This window comes from Pseudomonas sp. Pseusp16 (genome assembly GCF_047324915.1).
GTDB lineage: Bacteria > Pseudomonadota > Gammaproteobacteria > Pseudomonadales > Pseudomonadaceae > Aquipseudomonas > Aquipseudomonas fluorescens_CD.
In genome coordinates this window covers 101128-116349 of the sequence record NZ_CP168522.1, presented here as the reverse complement: position 1 = coordinate 116349, position 15222 = coordinate 101128, and the positions used below count along the sequence as shown (strand labels likewise).

13 protein-coding genes are annotated in these 15222 nt (G+C 56.9%); 4 read left to right on the top strand and 9 right to left on the bottom strand.

Features of this window, described 5'->3' with window-relative positions; all coding sequences use genetic code 11:
- Positions 1-169 precede the first annotated feature (169 nt).
- The 4 genes from ACEN8Q_RS00465 to ACEN8Q_RS00450 all read right to left on the bottom strand — a co-directional run bounded on the left by ACEN8Q_RS00465 (position 170) and on the right by ACEN8Q_RS00450 (position 4074).
- Positions 170-397: an MbtH family protein gene (locus ACEN8Q_RS00465; protein ID WP_008020403.1), complete on the bottom strand. Its 228-nt coding sequence runs from the start codon at positions 395-397 to the stop codon at positions 170-172.
- 81 nt (positions 398-478) lie between these two features.
- Positions 479-1873: an aspartate aminotransferase family protein gene (locus ACEN8Q_RS00460; RefSeq protein WP_413423770.1), complete on the bottom strand. Its 1395-nt coding sequence runs from the start codon at positions 1871-1873 to the stop codon at positions 479-481.
- Between the two features lie 198 nt (positions 1874-2071).
- Positions 2072-3397 carry an ATP-binding protein gene (locus tag ACEN8Q_RS00455; protein WP_413423768.1) on the bottom strand — a complete coding sequence of 442 codons (1326 nt, stop codon included), beginning with the start codon at positions 3395-3397 and terminating at the stop codon, positions 2072-2074.
- The gene (locus ACEN8Q_RS00450) at positions 3394-4074 is read right to left on the bottom strand and encodes a response regulator (protein ID WP_413423766.1); all 681 of its coding nucleotides are present in this window, start codon (positions 4072-4074) and stop codon (positions 3394-3396) included. The genes ACEN8Q_RS00455 and ACEN8Q_RS00450 overlap by 4 nt, the downstream gene beginning before the upstream one ends.
- A gap of 154 nt (positions 4075-4228) precedes the next feature.
- Between ACEN8Q_RS00450 and dsbD the strand changes: the two genes are divergently transcribed.
- Genes dsbD through dsbG form a run of 3 tightly spaced genes read left to right on the top strand, consistent with a single transcriptional unit; the run spans position 4229 to position 7562 of the window.
- Positions 4229-5965 carry a protein-disulfide reductase DsbD gene (gene dsbD, locus ACEN8Q_RS00445; protein WP_413423764.1) on the top strand — a complete coding sequence of 579 codons (1737 nt, stop codon included), beginning with the start codon at positions 4229-4231 and terminating at the stop codon, positions 5963-5965.
- The gene (locus ACEN8Q_RS00440) at positions 5965-6819 is read left to right on the top strand and encodes a prolipoprotein diacylglyceryl transferase family protein (protein WP_413704295.1); all 855 of its coding nucleotides are present in this window, start codon (positions 5965-5967) and stop codon (positions 6817-6819) included. Before dsbD ends, ACEN8Q_RS00440 begins: the two co-directional genes overlap by 1 nt.
- Entirely contained in the window at positions 6795-7562 is a 768-nt protein-coding gene (dsbG, locus tag ACEN8Q_RS00435; protein ID WP_413423760.1) for a thiol:disulfide interchange protein DsbG, read from the top strand. The genes ACEN8Q_RS00440 and dsbG overlap by 25 nt, the downstream gene beginning before the upstream one ends.
- Before the next feature lie 173 nt (positions 7563-7735).
- Here dsbG and ACEN8Q_RS00430 read toward each other — a convergent pair whose 3' ends face one another.
- The 5 genes from ACEN8Q_RS00430 to ACEN8Q_RS00410 form a co-directional block, all read right to left on the bottom strand.
- Positions 7736-8473, bottom strand: coding sequence for a molecular chaperone (locus ACEN8Q_RS00430; protein ID WP_413423758.1), 738 nt, complete (start codon positions 8471-8473; stop codon positions 7736-7738).
- Positions 8474-8531: 58 nt separating this feature from the next.
- Complete coding sequence (locus ACEN8Q_RS00425; protein WP_413704294.1) at positions 8532-9755, bottom strand: hypothetical protein; 1224 nt, start codon at positions 9753-9755, stop codon at positions 8532-8534.
- Positions 9756-9805: 50 nt separating this feature from the next.
- On the bottom strand, positions 9806-12328 hold the full coding sequence (locus ACEN8Q_RS00420) for a TcfC E-set like domain-containing protein (protein WP_413423754.1): 2523 nt from the start codon (positions 12326-12328) through the stop codon (positions 9806-9808).
- 108 nt (positions 12329-12436) lie between these two features.
- Positions 12437-12934 carry a CS1 type fimbrial major subunit gene (locus tag ACEN8Q_RS00415; protein WP_413423753.1) on the bottom strand — a complete coding sequence of 166 codons (498 nt, stop codon included), beginning with the start codon at positions 12932-12934 and terminating at the stop codon, positions 12437-12439.
- 557 nt (positions 12935-13491) lie between these two features.
- Positions 13492-14346: a fibronectin type III domain-containing protein gene (locus ACEN8Q_RS00410; protein ID WP_413423751.1), complete on the bottom strand. Its 855-nt coding sequence runs from the start codon at positions 14344-14346 to the stop codon at positions 13492-13494.
- Between the two features lie 452 nt (positions 14347-14798).
- Between ACEN8Q_RS00410 and ACEN8Q_RS00405 the strand changes: the two genes are divergently transcribed.
- Complete coding sequence (locus ACEN8Q_RS00405; protein WP_413423749.1) at positions 14799-15125, top strand: helix-turn-helix transcriptional regulator; 327 nt, start codon at positions 14799-14801, stop codon at positions 15123-15125.
- Positions 15126-15222: the final 97 nt, after the last annotated feature.

The following is a 15222-nucleotide window of genomic DNA, read 5'->3' as shown; positions in this document are numbered from 1 at the left end:
CATAGGCACCGCGTTCATCCATCAAGTACTCGTCATCGTTAACGTCCATCGCTGGCAAGCCAGCTCCTACAGGTTCTGCGTCGCACACACATTTCCTGTGCACAAACTCCAGGCATGAAAAAGCCCGCTGACTGTCACCAGTCCAGCGGGCTTGTTTTTACGTCACGGCTCAGTGCGCCACAGCCGCCTGCTCGTCCATCTTCTGCCGCAGGCTCAATGGGCGCATGTCGGTCCAGGTTTCTTCGATGTAGGCCAGGCACTCCTTTTTCAGCCCGCTTTTACCCACGGTGCGCCAGCCTGGTGGCACGGCTTTGTAGTCGGGCCAGATCGAGTATTGCTCTTCGTGGTTGACCACGACCTGAAAGAGGATGTCCTCGCGGTCGAATACTGACGTCATGGTGTCTCTCCATCGTTTTCGGGCGGGCTGCGCTGTGTGCACAGCCGTCATGTAGAAGGAACGTTCCGCAGGGCGGAAAATTTAAAGACTGGCGGCGGCCAGAGCCCTGCCGAAAATCTCGGCCACGCGATCGATTTGCGCAGCGCTGATCACCAGTGGCGGCAGGAAGCGCACCACTGCACCATGGCGGCCACCGAGTTCCAGGATCAAGCCACGCTTGAGGCATTCGCGTTGCACCAGCGGTGCCAGGCGGGCGAAGGCCGGCGGATGACCCTGGGCATCCAGCGCTCCCGTCGGGTCGACCAGTTCGACGCCGAGCATCAAGCCACGCCCACGAATATCACCCAGTTGTGGGAAGTCCTGTTGCAGGATGCGCAGATGCTCGGCCAGGCGCTCGCCCATCGCGGCGGCATGCTCGCAGACTTTGTTTTCGACCAGATAACGCATCACCGCGCAACCGGCAGCCATGGCCATCTGGTTGCCACGGAACGTGCCCGCATGGGCACCCGGCAGCCAGGTGTCGAGCCAGTCGCGGTAGACCACCACCGCCAGCGGCAGGCTGCCGCCGATAGCCTTGGACATCACCACGACATCGGGAATGATCCCGGCATGCTCGAAGGCGAACATCTTGCCGGTGCGGGCGAATCCACTCTGGATTTCATCGACGATCAGCGCGACACCCGCCTGCTCGGTGATCCGCCGCACACCACGCAACCAGTCCAGATCCGCCGGGATCACCCCGCCCTCGCCCTGCACCACCTCCACGATCACCGCCGCCGGCAATTGCACGCCGGCCTCGGGATCGTTGAGCAGGTTTTCCAGGTAACTCAGGTTGGCTTTGACCCCTGCCGCACCGCCGAGCCCGAACGGGCAGCGGTAATCGTAAGGGTACGGCATGAACTGCACGCCGCTGCCGAGCAAGGCGCCCAGGGGCTTTTTCGGCCCCAGGCTGCCCATCAGGCTCAACGCGCCCTGACTCATGCCGTGATAACCACCCTGGAACGAGATCACGGTGCTACGACCGGTGGCGGTACGCACCAATTTCAGTGCGGCTTCCACGGCGTCGGTGCCCGTGGGGCCACAGAACTGGATCTTCGCTTCAGCGGCCAGGGCTGGCGGCAGCAGGCTGAACAGATCCTGGACGAACCGGTCCTTGACCGGTGTGGTCAAGTCCAGTGTGTGCAACGGCAGTTCATCGGCCAGCACTTGTTGAATGGCTTCGATCACCACCGGGTGGTTGTGCCCCAGGGCCAGGGTCCCGGCACCGGCCAGGCAGTCGATGAACGTGCGGCCTTCGACGTCTTCGACATATATGCCCTTGGCGCGCTTGAGCGCCAGGGGAATGCGTCGCGGATAGCTGCGGGCATTGGATTCCTGCCGGCTCTGACGAGCCAGCAGCGGTGATTCGTTGAATTGATAAAGCGTCTCGGCGGACGTCGCCGGCTGATCTTCGATAAGGCTGGTAGCGACTGACATCTCTCGACCCCTCAATAAGGTTTTCCTGTTCTGGAAACGCATCAGCGCTTGAGGGATTTAGGCGGTAACACGCAAACCTCTGTAGGAGCGAGCTCTGCTCGCGATGGACTCAAGAACACCGCGTGCATTCAGAAAGCACGCGTTATCGTTATCGACCATCGCGAGCGAGCTCGCTCCTACAGTGGTATGTGGTGTTTTTCAGACCGGTTGCAGCGGCATTGTCAGCTCAACCCGCAAGCCGTCCGGCCGGCTATCGAAATGCAACGTGCAGCCGCAACGCTGAACGATGGCCTGGACAATCGCCAGGCCCAGACCACAGCCTGTGCTCTGGCCGTTGCGCCAGAAGCGCTGGGTCAGGTGTTGCAAATCCTCTTCGGCAATCCCCGGCCCATGGTCGCGCACCACGAACTGCACACGATTGCCGGTGGTTTCCAGGCTTAATTCCACCGCTTTGTCGGCCGGGGTATGACGCAGCGCGTTGTCGAGCAAGTTGCGCAGTGCGGCAATCGACAGCACCGCTGGCATCTGTACAGGTGCAGCGGAGACTTTGCTCGGCAGCTGAAACCTGATGCGTTGACGATCGCCGCTCGCCGCGTCCTGGATCGCCAGTTTCGCCACTTGTTCGGCATTGCATTGCACACCGTCATCGAACGACAGGCTGCCCTCGACTCGCGCCAGCAACAGCAATTGTTCGAGGGTCCGGTGCATGCGGTCCGCGCCCTCTTCGGCCCGGGCCAGGGACTGATCCCGAGCGTTGCCGTCGGTCATCCGCGCCACTTGCAGGTGGGTCTTGATCGCCGTCAGCGGGCTGCGCAGTTCGTGGGCCGCGTCCCCGGTCAGGCGACGTTCGCGCTCGATGGTCTTGCCGATGCGCTGGAGCAACTGGTTCTGGGTTTCCAGCAAGGGTTGCAGCTCACTGGGCAATGGCTGGATCTGCAAGGGCTCGAGGGAGTCGGCGCTGCGGCGCATCAAGGCATCGCGCATGCGGTTGAGCGGCGCCAACCCCTGGCCGATGCCCAGCCACAGCAGGCACAGGCACCCGAGCAAAGCCACGCCGACCGGTACCGAAGCGGCCAGCAGGATCGACATGTTCAAGGCTTCACGCTCGATCTGCCGGTCGGCGGTGGTGATGCGCAGATCGCCCCGGGCCAACGTGAAACTGCGCCACGGCGCACCGTCGATCATCTGATCGTGAAAACCGAGTTTTTCGGCCTCCAGGGCCTGCTGCGGATCGGTGTGACTGCGGGCCAGGATTTCACCGCGCAGCGAGCTGACCTGGCACGCCATGCCACCCGGAATGTTCAGTTGTTCGGCGCTGAAGTGGGTGCCCTCGCCCTTGCTCGGCACGGGCGGCAGTTGCTCCATCAGGCCGGCGACCATGCGTGCCGACGCCACCAGGCGCTGGTCGAGGGAAAACATCATCTGATTGCGCAAATCGCTGAGCATCCAGGCCGCGGCCAGGGCCCAGATCAACGCAAATGCGGCGCCGAGCGTCAGGCTCAGGCGCAAACGCAGACTCATCACTTCGATTCTTCTCCGCCATCAGCCGGCCCCAGGCGATAACCCAGGCCGCGCACGGTCTCGACAATGCCGTTGCCGAGTTTACGCCGCAGGTGATGGATATGGACGTTGAGGGCGTTGCTTTCCAGCTCGTCGTTGAAACCGTAGACGCTGTCCTTGAGTTGCTCGGTGGACAGCACGCGGCCACGGTTGTGCAACAAGGCTTGCAGCAGCGACTGCTCGCGGCGTGACAAGTCCACCGGCCGCCCCGCGAGCGTGGTTTCGCGGCTGCTCGGGTCGTAGGTCAGGGCACCATGCTCGATCAGGTTGACGCTGCGGCCTGCCACCCGCCGCAACAGCGTGTGCAAGCGTGCCGCCAGTTCACGCAGGTCGAACGGTTTGAGCAGGTAATCATCGGCACCGGCTTGCAGGCCATCGACGCGGTCGGTGACCGAATCACGCGCGGTGAGGATCAACACCGGCAACTCCAGGCCTTGATGACGCAACTGTTGCAGCAGCTTGAGGCCATCTTCGTCCGGCAGGCCAAGGTCGAGCACCATGACGTCGAACTCCGCGACCTTGAGCATCGCCCGGGCGGCGGACGCCGTGGCGACGTGTTCCACGGTCAGGCCCTGGGCGGTCAGGCCGGCGACAATGCCGCTGGCAATCAGCTCATCGTCTTCGCAAACCAGTACGTGCATGGGGAGCCTCGTAGAAATAAAGCTGATTAAGCCGTTGACCGATTAAGCCGACATTATGCCGCAGGCGCCACCGCTACAAGGCCGGGACGGTTAATCATCGGTTAATCGCCACCCGCCACTGTGCACCTCAATAGCACAGGGCAAAGGCTTATCCATGCATCGTCTGTTTTTACTTTTTACCCTCATGATCGCTGGCCTGGCCCAGGCGGGAACCAATCCATTCGATAGCAAACCCGAGTTTCTCCCGGTCGATAAAGCGTTCGCGTTTACCTCTGAACGCCTGGAGTCCGGTGAAACCCAGCTCTTTTGGCAGATCACCGACGGCTATTACCTGTACCAGAAACGTTTGAAATTCGACGGTTTGCCTGTCGCGCAGCATCCCGCGCTACCGGAAGGTGAAGCCCACAGCGACGAGTTTTTCGGTGAACAGCAGATCTATCGCCAGGGTCTTGAACTGAAGATCCCGGCCGGTGCCAGCGGTACGGTCAAGGTCAGTTACCAGGGTTGTGCCGATGCCGGATTGTGTTATCCGCCGCAGACGCAGGTCGTCGATCTGGGTGGCAAAGCGGTCACCGTTGCGGCAAACGAAGCACCGGACCAGGCATTGGCCAGCGACCTGCAACAACGGGCGCTGGGCTGGAGCCTTCTGGTGTTCTTCGGCCTTGGCCTGTTGCTGGCCTTCACGCCATGTTCGTTACCGATGTTGCCGATTCTGGCCGGGTTGATCGTCGGCAGCGGCGCCACGCCCAAACGCGGATTCGCCCTGGCCAGCAGCTACGTGGTCAGCATGGCGCTGGTGTATGCGGCGATGGGTGTCCTGGCTGCCTCCCTCGGGGCGAACCTGCAAGCCTGGTTGCAGAACCCCTGGCTGCTGGGCAGTTTCGCGGCGATTTTCGTGCTGCTGGCGCTGCCGATGTTCGGCTACTTCGAACTGCAACTGCCGGTGGCCGTGCGCGATCGCCTGGAAAACGTCTCGCGCAATCAACGCGGCGGCAGTCTGATCGGCGCCGGAGTGCTGGGCGCCCTGTCCGGCCTGCTGGTCGGCCCGTGCATGACCGCACCGCTGGCCGGCGCCCTGCTCTACATCGCGCAAAGCGGTAACGCGCTGCATGGCGGATTGATTCTGTTCGCCATGGGCATCGGTATCGGCGTGCCGCTGCTGTTGCTGGTGACCGTCGGCAATCGCTTCATGCCCAAACCCGGTGCCTGGATGAACCTGGTCAAAGGCATCTTCGGCTTCCTGTTCCTCGCCACCGCGTTGCTGATGCTGCGCCCGGTGCTGGACGAATCGCTGTGGGTTGGCTTGTGCGGTGCGCTGCTGTTGATAGCGGCCTACAGCGCCTGGAAACAGTCGGAAGGTTTCGGCCGTATCGCGCACCTGTTTGGCGCCAGTTCGTTGCTGCTCGGATTGTGGGGCAGCCTGCTGGTGATCGGGGCGGCCGGTGGCAGTGACGATCCGTTCAAGCCGTTGCAGGTCTTCCGTGCCTCGAACCAGGCGGTGGCTGCCGTGTCTGTTGGCCACGATGCCTTCACCACCATCAAGGATCCACAGGCACTGCAACGGGAACTCGACGCCGCACAGGCTCAAGGCCAGTGGGTGCTGCTGGACTACTACGCCGACTGGTGCGTGTCGTGCAAGGTCATGGAAAAGCAGGTGTTCGGCAAAGCCAATGTCCTGCAAGCCCTGAACGACGTGCGCTTGCTCCGACTGGATGTGACCGCCGACAATGCCGCCAGCCGCGAACTGCTCGGCCGTTACAAAGTGCCAGGGCCACCGAGCCTGCTGTGGATTGGCGCTGACGGTGAAGAGCGGCGCAGCCAGCGCATCACCGGCGAGGTCGATGCCGATACCTTCCTGCAACGCTGGACCAACACCCGAGACGCCCATTAATGCTGACCTTCACCCTCGGCACCTTTGCCATCGCGCTTAATCATCTGCTACTGATCAGTGCGCTGGCGCTGGCCACGTTTGTCGGCTGGCGGGTGGCCAAGCGTGGCGGCGACAACCCCGAGTCGGTGCTATTCAGCCTGTTTCTAATGGGCATGCTGGCGGCGCGAATCGGTTTCGTGGCGGCCTATTGGGCGCACTATCACAACGATCCGTGGCAGATCATCGACCTGCGCGATGGCGGTTTCCTCGCCTGGCCGGGGGTGATTGTCGTTTTGCTCGCCACACTTTATCGCGGCTGGCTTCGCCCGGGTTTGCGCCGACCATTGGGCTTTGGCGTGGCCAGTGGCCTGGCGTTCTGGTTGTTGGCGACGTTCTCCCTGTCGATTTATGAACAAGGCACACGCCTGCCGGAAATCGCCCTGCGCAATGCCGCCGGCGAAACCGTGCAATTGACCGACTACAAGGGCGGCCCGTTGGTGATCAACCTCTGGGCCACCTGGTGCCCGCCGTGCCGCCGGGAAATGCCGGTGCTGGAAAACGCCCAGCAACACCGGCCGGACCTGACGTTCCTGTTCGTCAATCAGGCGGAAAGCATGCAAAGCGTCGCGACCTTCCTCGAAACCCAGGGCCTGAGCCTGTCCAACGTGCTGTTCGACGGCGGTGGACGTCTGAGCCAGGCCGTCGGTTCCATGGCATTGCCGACTACGCTGTTCTACAGCCCCGAAGGTCGCCTGCTGGGCAGCCATCTGGGCGAGTTGTCGGACGCCAGCCTGGCCCGCGCGCTGGAAAACTTCGACACTGTACCCGCCACCTCTTCAAGGAAATTGCCATGCCCCGCCTCCGCCACCTGCTGACCCTGAGCCTCGGTGCTGCCCTGCTGCACCTGCCATCGGTGCAGGCCGAAGAATTGCCCGATGCGATCAAGAAAATCGAGGCCAAGGGCGCGAAAATCGTCGGCCAGTTCGACGCCCCCGACGGTTTGCGCGGTTATGCCGCGCAATACCAGAGCCGCGGCATGGCGCTGTACCTGACCCCGGATGGCAAACACGTGTTGCTGGGCAACTTGTATGACGCCGAGGGCAATGACCTGAGCAGCGCACCGTTGCAGAAACTGGTGTACGCACCGATGGCCAAGGAAGTCTGGGCCAAGTTCGAAACAAGCAACTGGATCGGTGACGGCAAGAAGGATGCGCCGCGCGTGGTGTACCTGTTCAGTGACCCGAACTGCCCGTACTGCAACATGTTCTGGGAACAGGCCCGGCCGTGGGTCAAGGCCGGCAAGGTGCAGTTGCGCCACATCATGGTGGGCATCATCCGCGAAGACAGCCCGGGGAAATCCGCCGCACTGCTCGCGGCCAAAGACCCGGAAAAAGCCCTGCAGGACCACGAAGCCGCTGGCAAGGGCAGCTCGCTCAAGGCCCTGAAGGAAGTGCCACCAGTGATTCAGGCAAAACTCGCGGCCAACATGCAGTTGATGGAAGATCTGGAGCTGCAGGCGACACCGGCGATTTTCTACATGGACGACAAGGGTAATCTGCAACAGCAGCAAGGTGCGCCGTCGCCGGACAAGCTGGTGAAGATTCTCGGACCGAAATGACGCTGCTTGATCCGCACAGGTTGAGCGGCCACATGAACTGGTAATCAGACCCCGAAAGCAAGCGTGGCCACAGTCAAAATGACAGTGGCCACGCAAAACGAACTATCCCACCGCTAATCCATGTCCCACTTGCCTGCACGTCTGGTTTGGGAAACATGACTCATGAGCGCTAACTACCTCCTCACTACCACAGGTGTATTCTTTTCGTCTTCGATCAGGTTGTAGCGATAGACTCGACCCGCCTGTTTTTCGAACGCGAAATCATTACCTGGAATCAAGTGTACTTTTTTGGTCGGCTTGCAATCATCTTCATTCTTGGCCGCACAGTCCTTGAAGGAGTCGATTACGACGACGCTATTGCCATTGTTTTTCAACTGGTAGCGATCAGCAGTGTTGTCTATTTTGGTATCAAAACGGGTATTGGCCGGACGAACGAAAAACACCATGCCATAACCGGCCATTACGTTGAAACCGGCAGACATGTCTTTTTCATAAATTTCACGCTCAGTGTCCGAGACGGCAAACTTGTCTTCTTTTTCGGGGACGACGGGTAAAAATCGAACCCGAAAATACCGCTCTTTACTACGATCACCGGTATAGAGCAGACGTGTTCCCTGGGTACCCTTGGCTGGCACGATTAGTCGGGCCGGGCTGGCAACCAGACCATCACGGGTACTGCCTTCGACAATCTTCAAGGGCTCTTCACGGGAGTCGGCATTTTTTTCGTAAAAAATCTCCTTGATCTCGATTTTGACAAATGCCGTCGACGTTCCGCCATTATGAATTCGCTTTAAAAAGCTACTCTGATTAGCGCCCATAAAATCATAGAACGTACCAATTTGCAGACTGGGTCCGGCTTGAGCGCACATACTGAATAAAAGTGTGCACAGCGACATATAAATATATTTCATGAGAAAAGCCTCGCACTGTAAAATCAGCCTGAGTAAGCCTCAGGCTTTGCTACTGCTATTAGATATCCGAATCGAAAGTCACATAGACGGTTCCACGATAACGGCTGCCGGATTGCATATCCTTCACTGAATCTTGCGGCACTTCAAAGTGCAACAGGCTGGGCGATTGATTGGGCGAGCCTGTAGCCTTTATATTTTTCAAGCCCTCGCCACCCAATATCAGCGGACGCCGCTCTATTGGCCGGCCCGTATCATCCACCCAGGGACTTGGCAGGCTGACACTGATGTCGACCGGTACTTGATGTGAACCGTTAGAGATCAAACAAGTATCAATTCCCAGACGCTCGCAACTGAGATCCATTTTGAACGGCGCGGAACTCAGAATGAAAAACCGCAGGTCTCCCAATAACTTCTCGGGTTTTCGCCCGTGGGTGATCCACTCCATCCAGCCGCCCTTGGGTGTCAGGTAGACCCGGTCGGCGGACATTTCGACTTTCACGTCTTGTTTTACCGCCAGGTTCAAATTGAATGTCATTGAAGGGTCATTGGCATTCAGATTGCCCATATCGAAGTCGCTACCCATGGAATAGGTATACGACCCCTGATAGTTACCAGTCATTAATTTTTCCGGTCGAACAGCCCGCAACTCGTAGTGCACGTCAAGTCTTTGCAAGGAAATGCCTGGGACTTCAAATTTTGGCCTCCTTGGGCAGGAGGTAACGTGCTCAGGTGTCAACCAGAAGGCGGTAAAATCCGTTCCATTGGCATCCGCACCTTGGGAGGTACCGTTCACTCCCAGGCAAGGAGCAATTGCTTCAGCCCATGAGGGAGACCAGAGAAAAGCATGATAATCAAACACCGGCAAACCTATCGGCATGCCCGTTATTTCTTGCGCTTTTTTACTCAAGCGATAACGGGTTCCCACTCCGGCAATGCGAATTTGAATCTCTGCCGTTTCGCCAGGAATACTCGAATGAGAAACAGTAAATGTGCGCCATCTCGCCGGAAAACCAAACGGGATCGCTTGATCAACGGGAATGCTCCCTGACGACTGGAAACTGATGTTAAAGCTGTCGCTTCGAATCTTTCTGCTGTTACATTCAGCAGGAAACTCCGTACAGTATCCGGTAACTGGAGTGTTATTGATAATCTGCGCGCTTCCCGGATTACTCGGATCCGGCCTTATTTCGGCCTGGACCTCCAATACAGCGGCATTGGATAAACCTGCATAAAACCCGCCGAGTGCCGATACCAACACCAGGCGGCTCATTAACTTGTTCATTTGACTGTCCTGTGTACGCCATGTTCTGACTGCTGTTCGATAAGTGCCTGTCAACTGGCTTTCTCAGACTTATAAGCAGCTTCGGCCAAGGTGTCGGGATGACACCGCAGATCCCCTACCATCAGCACATCATTCTCTCGACGCTGGGAGGCCGGATCGAGCCTGAACTGGCATAACAACTGACTGTCGTGCCGCACTTCGAGTGTAGGAGAGTTCTCGCTAAGTTCCATGGAGAAGAACCCATCGACTTCGCTGACGCCACGACTGGCGTGGTTGATAACGTGATGGCCTTTCAAAGGCTTTCCACCCGCATCCAGCAGGCGCCCCATCACCGTCACGGTCTTCAGGATACGCACCTGGCGATAATCCACCCCACCCTTGTTCAAGTGATAGGTCGTACGCGCAGGCTGGATTGCCGCCGCAGGGACATCAGTCCCGTTGAAATCAAAATTGACCGTGCCGTTCTTGTACGCTGAAACAGGAATGAAGTTTCGTCCTGGCCGCAACGAGGCATGGGTGCCGGAAAAATCGTCGGCCCGCAGCTGGATATCATCCACGTCGCTCTCGACATCAATGATCATTCCCGCCTCCCCGTTAGTCGCCTGGCTGCTCAAGACCACGTTTTTGCCACTGACGGCCAGGGTGCTGTCCAGATTCAGGCCTCCACTGATCTGACCGTTGAAGGAAGAACGTTGCGCATGCATCGAGCCGTTGACCTGGTCAGTCTTGAAATCCGCCGTGCCCGCCTGACCTGTCCCGTACACATCCTTGCTGACGGTTGCAGAAACACTTTGCAGAACGTGATCCTTGAGGTCGCGGCGATAGGTCACGGACGCATTGGCATCCCGCCCACCGTCACGCGATGTGCGCGAACCGACGCTTCCGGACACTTGATGACCGTCCGCCCCCAGCGCCAGGCGCAGGCTGATATCGATCCCGCGATTGCGCTGGTCAGCAGTGCCAACCGTGCCTGGTCGATCAAACAACGACACGCGCCAGTCAGCGTTATTGCCGAACAACTGGGCGTTGCGGCTCCAACTCAGGTCGAGGCCCAAGCCTTCGGAATACCCCTGGCTTTGAGAGACTTGCGCGCTGACCGAGCTCTTGCTGTTCAAACGCTGATTCAAAGACAGCGACGTATTGCTGGTTTGACCGTTGTACGTGTTGCGTTGACGGATGTGTGTCCCGTCTGGCAGCACTTCGTAACTGTTGCGGGTATCCAGCCAGCTACGCTGGTGACGCAACACCACACTGCCGCCGTCGTAGTGATGCACACCTTGCACCTCGACCCCCGTGCCTTCGCCCTTGGTCTGGGAGAGGCTGCTGTAAAGGGACGTTTTCTCGCCCACCGTCCATTCGGCGGAGGTGCCCAACTGCATCTGCTCCTTGACCTGACGAGCGGAAAGCCCCAGGACAATTCGCGGATGCAGAAGGAAATTAAAGGCAGCCCCCGCCGTCATGTCGCCGTCATCGCGCTCCTGCCAATTACTCAGTAATTTGGATTCGCGACCGGCAAACAGGTTGTAGCGCCAGCGATTTTCCGGGTTGCGCCAATTGGTGGGCTTATAAACAAGCTCCGGAGTGGTAGTAATCACTTGACCGTCCTCGACCAGGCGTACTTCCACTTCGTAAATTCCGCCCGGCAACGGTCGCGTGTCGAGGGTCTGAAGGCCGCTCGCCACCTGCTGACTGTTGATCAACACGCCGTTGCGATAGATTTCCACCATCGCTTGTCGATTGGCGGTCACCGTTATGGGATAGAGACTGGGTTTGACGTTGTCGACCGCCAGGCTATCCGAACTGCCGTACATCATTCCCATTACCGTATCGGGACCAAGCCCCATTGTGCGTGCTGGTCGCGTCAGACCTTGGGCACTGGGCGTAAAGTACCCGGCACGGATGAAAGTACCCTCCAGTTCGCGCTGCATATGCAACTCATAAACAGCATGCTTGATGCCGGTATCTACCCCGGACATGCGCGAAAGTTGAGCATTGAACGTGTTAGTCCAGTTGCCCAGGCTCGCACTTGCCTCCAGGCCATATCGACCGGCCATGTTCTGCTGCTGACCGCCGCTGACATTCAGCTGATTGCGCACAATCAGACCAAGGCTGCCGCCCTCGGGTTGATCGTGAAACAATCGGGTTTGCGGGTCGCGCTCGGCGTTAGCCGTCACCAGCGACACCATGGAATCTTCAAGGCTGTAGTGAACCGACAGCAACTGCCGGGGGCATCCGCTTTTACATGCGCCCAGCGCAACACCCGGAGTCAGGAAAGCGGACCACTCGTCTCGCTCACTGGAGGTCAGGTCACTGTTCCGAGTATCGGTGAAGTTGATCAATGTCACGCGCTCATCACGACTTAACAGGATCATGGCTTCGCCCAGAAACTGTTGGTCGACTTCGATTCGAACCGCGACTGGGACATCAAAAAAGAATTCATGAAAATCCGCAGGCAAGCCTTCAGCCTGCTGAAGCAAACTAACAGACTTATCCGCTGGTCTGGTTTCATTGGCGAGCGCGCCTGCGCAAACAATAAGCGCAAGCGCTCCCGCGATAGGAGTCTTCGAAAACATGGAAACGTATCTCAAGTTAGCGCTTGCGAGTGCAAGAAAGAGTGTGGCCAACTTTACTCGTCGGCCACACAGACAACACAGTGATAGCTGGAACTTAACCAGCAAACGTTATGGCGCGTCGAACATCACACGAACGATACCGGCGTAGTTACCTTCTTTATAGCCAGCGCCTGGTTTGACCGGGGTAATTTGCATAGGCGCAATGATTTCAGTCACTGCAGCATCAGCATTAACAACATCTACGGCAGTATCTTTTACCAATGCAATATTATTAAAACGAACCTGCAAATCGATAGTCTCTCCACCGGAGGTCATGCCAACCGGATCCAGCAACGTTGCCTTGATGGCCGGGTTACCAGTCCCACCGACAGCAGCACTTTTTGCCTTGAAATCACGGCTGATGCCTTCCAGTTCAGAAGTAGTGTCATTCCATACCAGGCGCTGCGGCTGAGTAACAGTGCCGTGATCTACTGGCTGCACATAAAAATCGGTGCTCGGCACGTCAGCAATCACCTGGATATCGTGAGTCTGAGGAACAGCCAGTGCAGCGGAAGAAGCAAAAGCCAGGGCAAGCACAGAAGAAGACATCGCAATTTTCTTGAACATTAAATTCACCATCTTTTAGAACATCTAAGTAATAGTGCAAGCTTCAGCCAAGCTGACGAAAGTCCGGCACTGGGTTGTTGATCAAGCAATGACGAAATGAGTCGTTGCGTTTGAACGGCGCACATCTTCGCGCTTTCTGTAGGACCGGTATGCAAGAACAATCTGCAGTATCTGTAGGATTTATCCCGCACCCCTGAAACAGAAATGCAGTCATTTCCTATCGTTTGCAGGAATCATTTTTTTGAAATGACTGGCCAGACCCAGCTGTCTAAAACCGTATTTTCAGGACGTAGGGAGTCATCAGGATGTGGAAAACGGAACCGTAAGCGTGCGCATGGCCGGTGGCAACGGATAAGGGATAGGGTGTTGGCAGCCTGTGTTGACGAAACAGTCAGTCGGCCGTTTACGGAAGTCAGGCTGAAATGGACAGATCACATGGGTGAGTGCCACCCGGAAAATCCTCTCGTGATGAAGCCTGTGCTACGCACATAAAAAAGTCCCGATGCAAGGCATCGGGACTTTTTTATGCACACATGGTCAGCGACACAGGGAAACGACTATTTCCTCTGAAGGGAAACACCCAGTGCCGGATATTGAATGGTCACCCTCTCCGACTTATGACCGGTTTTATCGGAGGCCGTCACTCCAAATTCATATCGCTGCCCCGGTTGCAATCCGGTAATGGCAAACTCCGTTTCCTTTGTCGTCCCCAATTGAGTACCCTGGCCCTGATCAATTGTATAAGTAATATCACCGGAACTGTCGTACGACTCCTCCCAACTCAATATCAGGCCTAGATTGCTGGTACGCAAATTCGTAGGGGCTGTGGGTGCGGTTTCGTCCTTGATGGGGACGGTTATACAATGAGGCTCAGAAAAATAAAACTCATCATCAAAGGTACGTATGCAGTAAACATGGTCCTTTCCCTGCTGAGGATTTTTATCTGTATAGGGGGGGCGTGAAGGCGTATCGAGCAAAACCCCGTCTCGTCGTATTTCATAACCAGGCTGGCCACCATCTACTACCCCTGCATCCCAATAAAAAGATACTTCTGTGGGCGTTTGACCAAATGCTTCAAAAAATGTTGGTGCAACCGGAACTTCTCTAACGGCCGTACGTGCGTGGATCAAGATCGGCTTAGTCGACTTCCCACCGGCACTTTCTCCGCTGAGAAAATAAGAATATTCGGTATTTGACTTAAGCGAAGAGTGAGTAAATGCAGTATCTGGCCCTTCATAAACTGTTCCACCTGGGTTCCCGTTTGCGGAAGTAAGAAGATACTTTACTACACCTTCGCGCTTCTCCCACGACAGCCCGATAGTGTTTCTTGACTCATATTCAACTTTATAGGAAAGATGTGACTCATCGAAATCCAAGGAAAGAACTGACTCATCGAAACATGGCTTATTCATTTACCATCTCCACCAGAAGTAATTTTACAATCACAGTGTTTTCCATAAAAACACTCCGCACCTGTATTAATCCATAAAAAAATCTGCCAGCACACTAACAGAACTGCTAGGACACCATACAAATCACTTCCAGCTCGCGTAAATCCTTTACTTTTCACCAACTTAACACTTATCCCTCCATCAGCATCAACTTACTGACAACAGTTTCATCGCAACTTTTTTCAATTCGCACCCAACACAATAAAAAATTTTAATTCTCAACTAAAAACAAGACAAAACACTATCCACTCAGTCAGCACACACTCCCCTCCACTTACACCCGCAACCAGCCTACGAAAAAAGCGCACCGACCTGTTATTTCTTACAGGTTCCAACGACGCTGAATCGCGCTATAAAAGACTCCTGGAGTTACTCACTGCCCTCCGGGGCGCCCCTACCCCGGGAGACCAGCCATGTACACTGCGAGCCCAACCCAATTCCAACCCGGGACGCTACCTGCCAAGCCCCACAGCTATGCGGATACAGCTCAAATCCCGCCGAACCTCTCTGCCAAAGAGCAGGAAATCCTGAAGTGGTGTGCCATTGGCAAATCGTCCTGGGAGATCGGGCGGATCCTCAATTGCTCTGAGGCAGGAGTGAACTATCACTTTTGCAATATCCGCCGAAAATTCGGCGTCAGCTCGCGCTGGCTGGCACTGATCAAAGCGCTGGAAATGGGAATGATCCATTTGGAGGGAGAGGCCGAACTTCATCCAGCGGTTGCACAGATAACTCGATGAGCGTCGAAAAGGTTGTAGCGCCCTGCTGAAGGGGCAAAGCGAATACCAGCCAAAAGTCAGTTGAGGGTTTCCCCTCAACCATAGAATCTCCCACATC

Excerpts from the sequence above, each read along its gene's own strand:
- ACEN8Q_RS00465 (WP_008020403.1), bottom strand. The coding sequence starts at position 397 with ATGACGTCAGTATTCGACCGCGAGGACATCCTCTTTCAGGTCGTGGTC.
- ACEN8Q_RS00460 (WP_413423770.1), bottom strand. The coding sequence starts at position 1,873 with ATGTCAGTCGCTACCAGCCTTATCGAAGATCAGCCGGCGACGTCCGCC.
- ACEN8Q_RS00450 (WP_413423766.1), bottom strand. The coding sequence starts at position 4,074 with ATGCACGTACTGGTTTGCGAAGACGATGAGCTGATTGCCAGCGGCATT.
- dsbD (WP_413423764.1), top strand. The coding sequence starts at position 4,229 with ATGCATCGTCTGTTTTTACTTTTTACCCTCATGATCGCTGGCCTGGCC.
- ACEN8Q_RS00440 (WP_413704295.1), top strand. The coding sequence starts at position 5,965 with ATGCTGACCTTCACCCTCGGCACCTTTGCCATCGCGCTTAATCATCTG.
- dsbG (WP_413423760.1), top strand. The coding sequence starts at position 6,795 with ATGCCCCGCCTCCGCCACCTGCTGACCCTGAGCCTCGGTGCTGCCCTG.
- ACEN8Q_RS00430 (WP_413423758.1), bottom strand. The coding sequence starts at position 8,473 with ATGAAATATATTTATATGTCGCTGTGCACACTTTTATTCAGTATGTGC.
- ACEN8Q_RS00425 (WP_413704294.1), bottom strand. The coding sequence starts at position 9,755 with ATGAACAAGTTAATGAGCCGCCTGGTGTTGGTATCGGCACTCGGCGGG.
- ACEN8Q_RS00420 (WP_413423754.1), bottom strand. The coding sequence starts at position 12,328 with ATGTTTTCGAAGACTCCTATCGCGGGAGCGCTTGCGCTTATTGTTTGC.
- ACEN8Q_RS00415 (WP_413423753.1), bottom strand. The coding sequence starts at position 12,934 with ATGTTCAAGAAAATTGCGATGTCTTCTTCTGTGCTTGCCCTGGCTTTT.
- ACEN8Q_RS00410 (WP_413423751.1), bottom strand. The coding sequence starts at position 14,346 with ATGAATAAGCCATGTTTCGATGAGTCAGTTCTTTCCTTGGATTTCGAT.
- ACEN8Q_RS00405 (WP_413423749.1), top strand. The coding sequence starts at position 14,799 with ATGTACACTGCGAGCCCAACCCAATTCCAACCCGGGACGCTACCTGCC.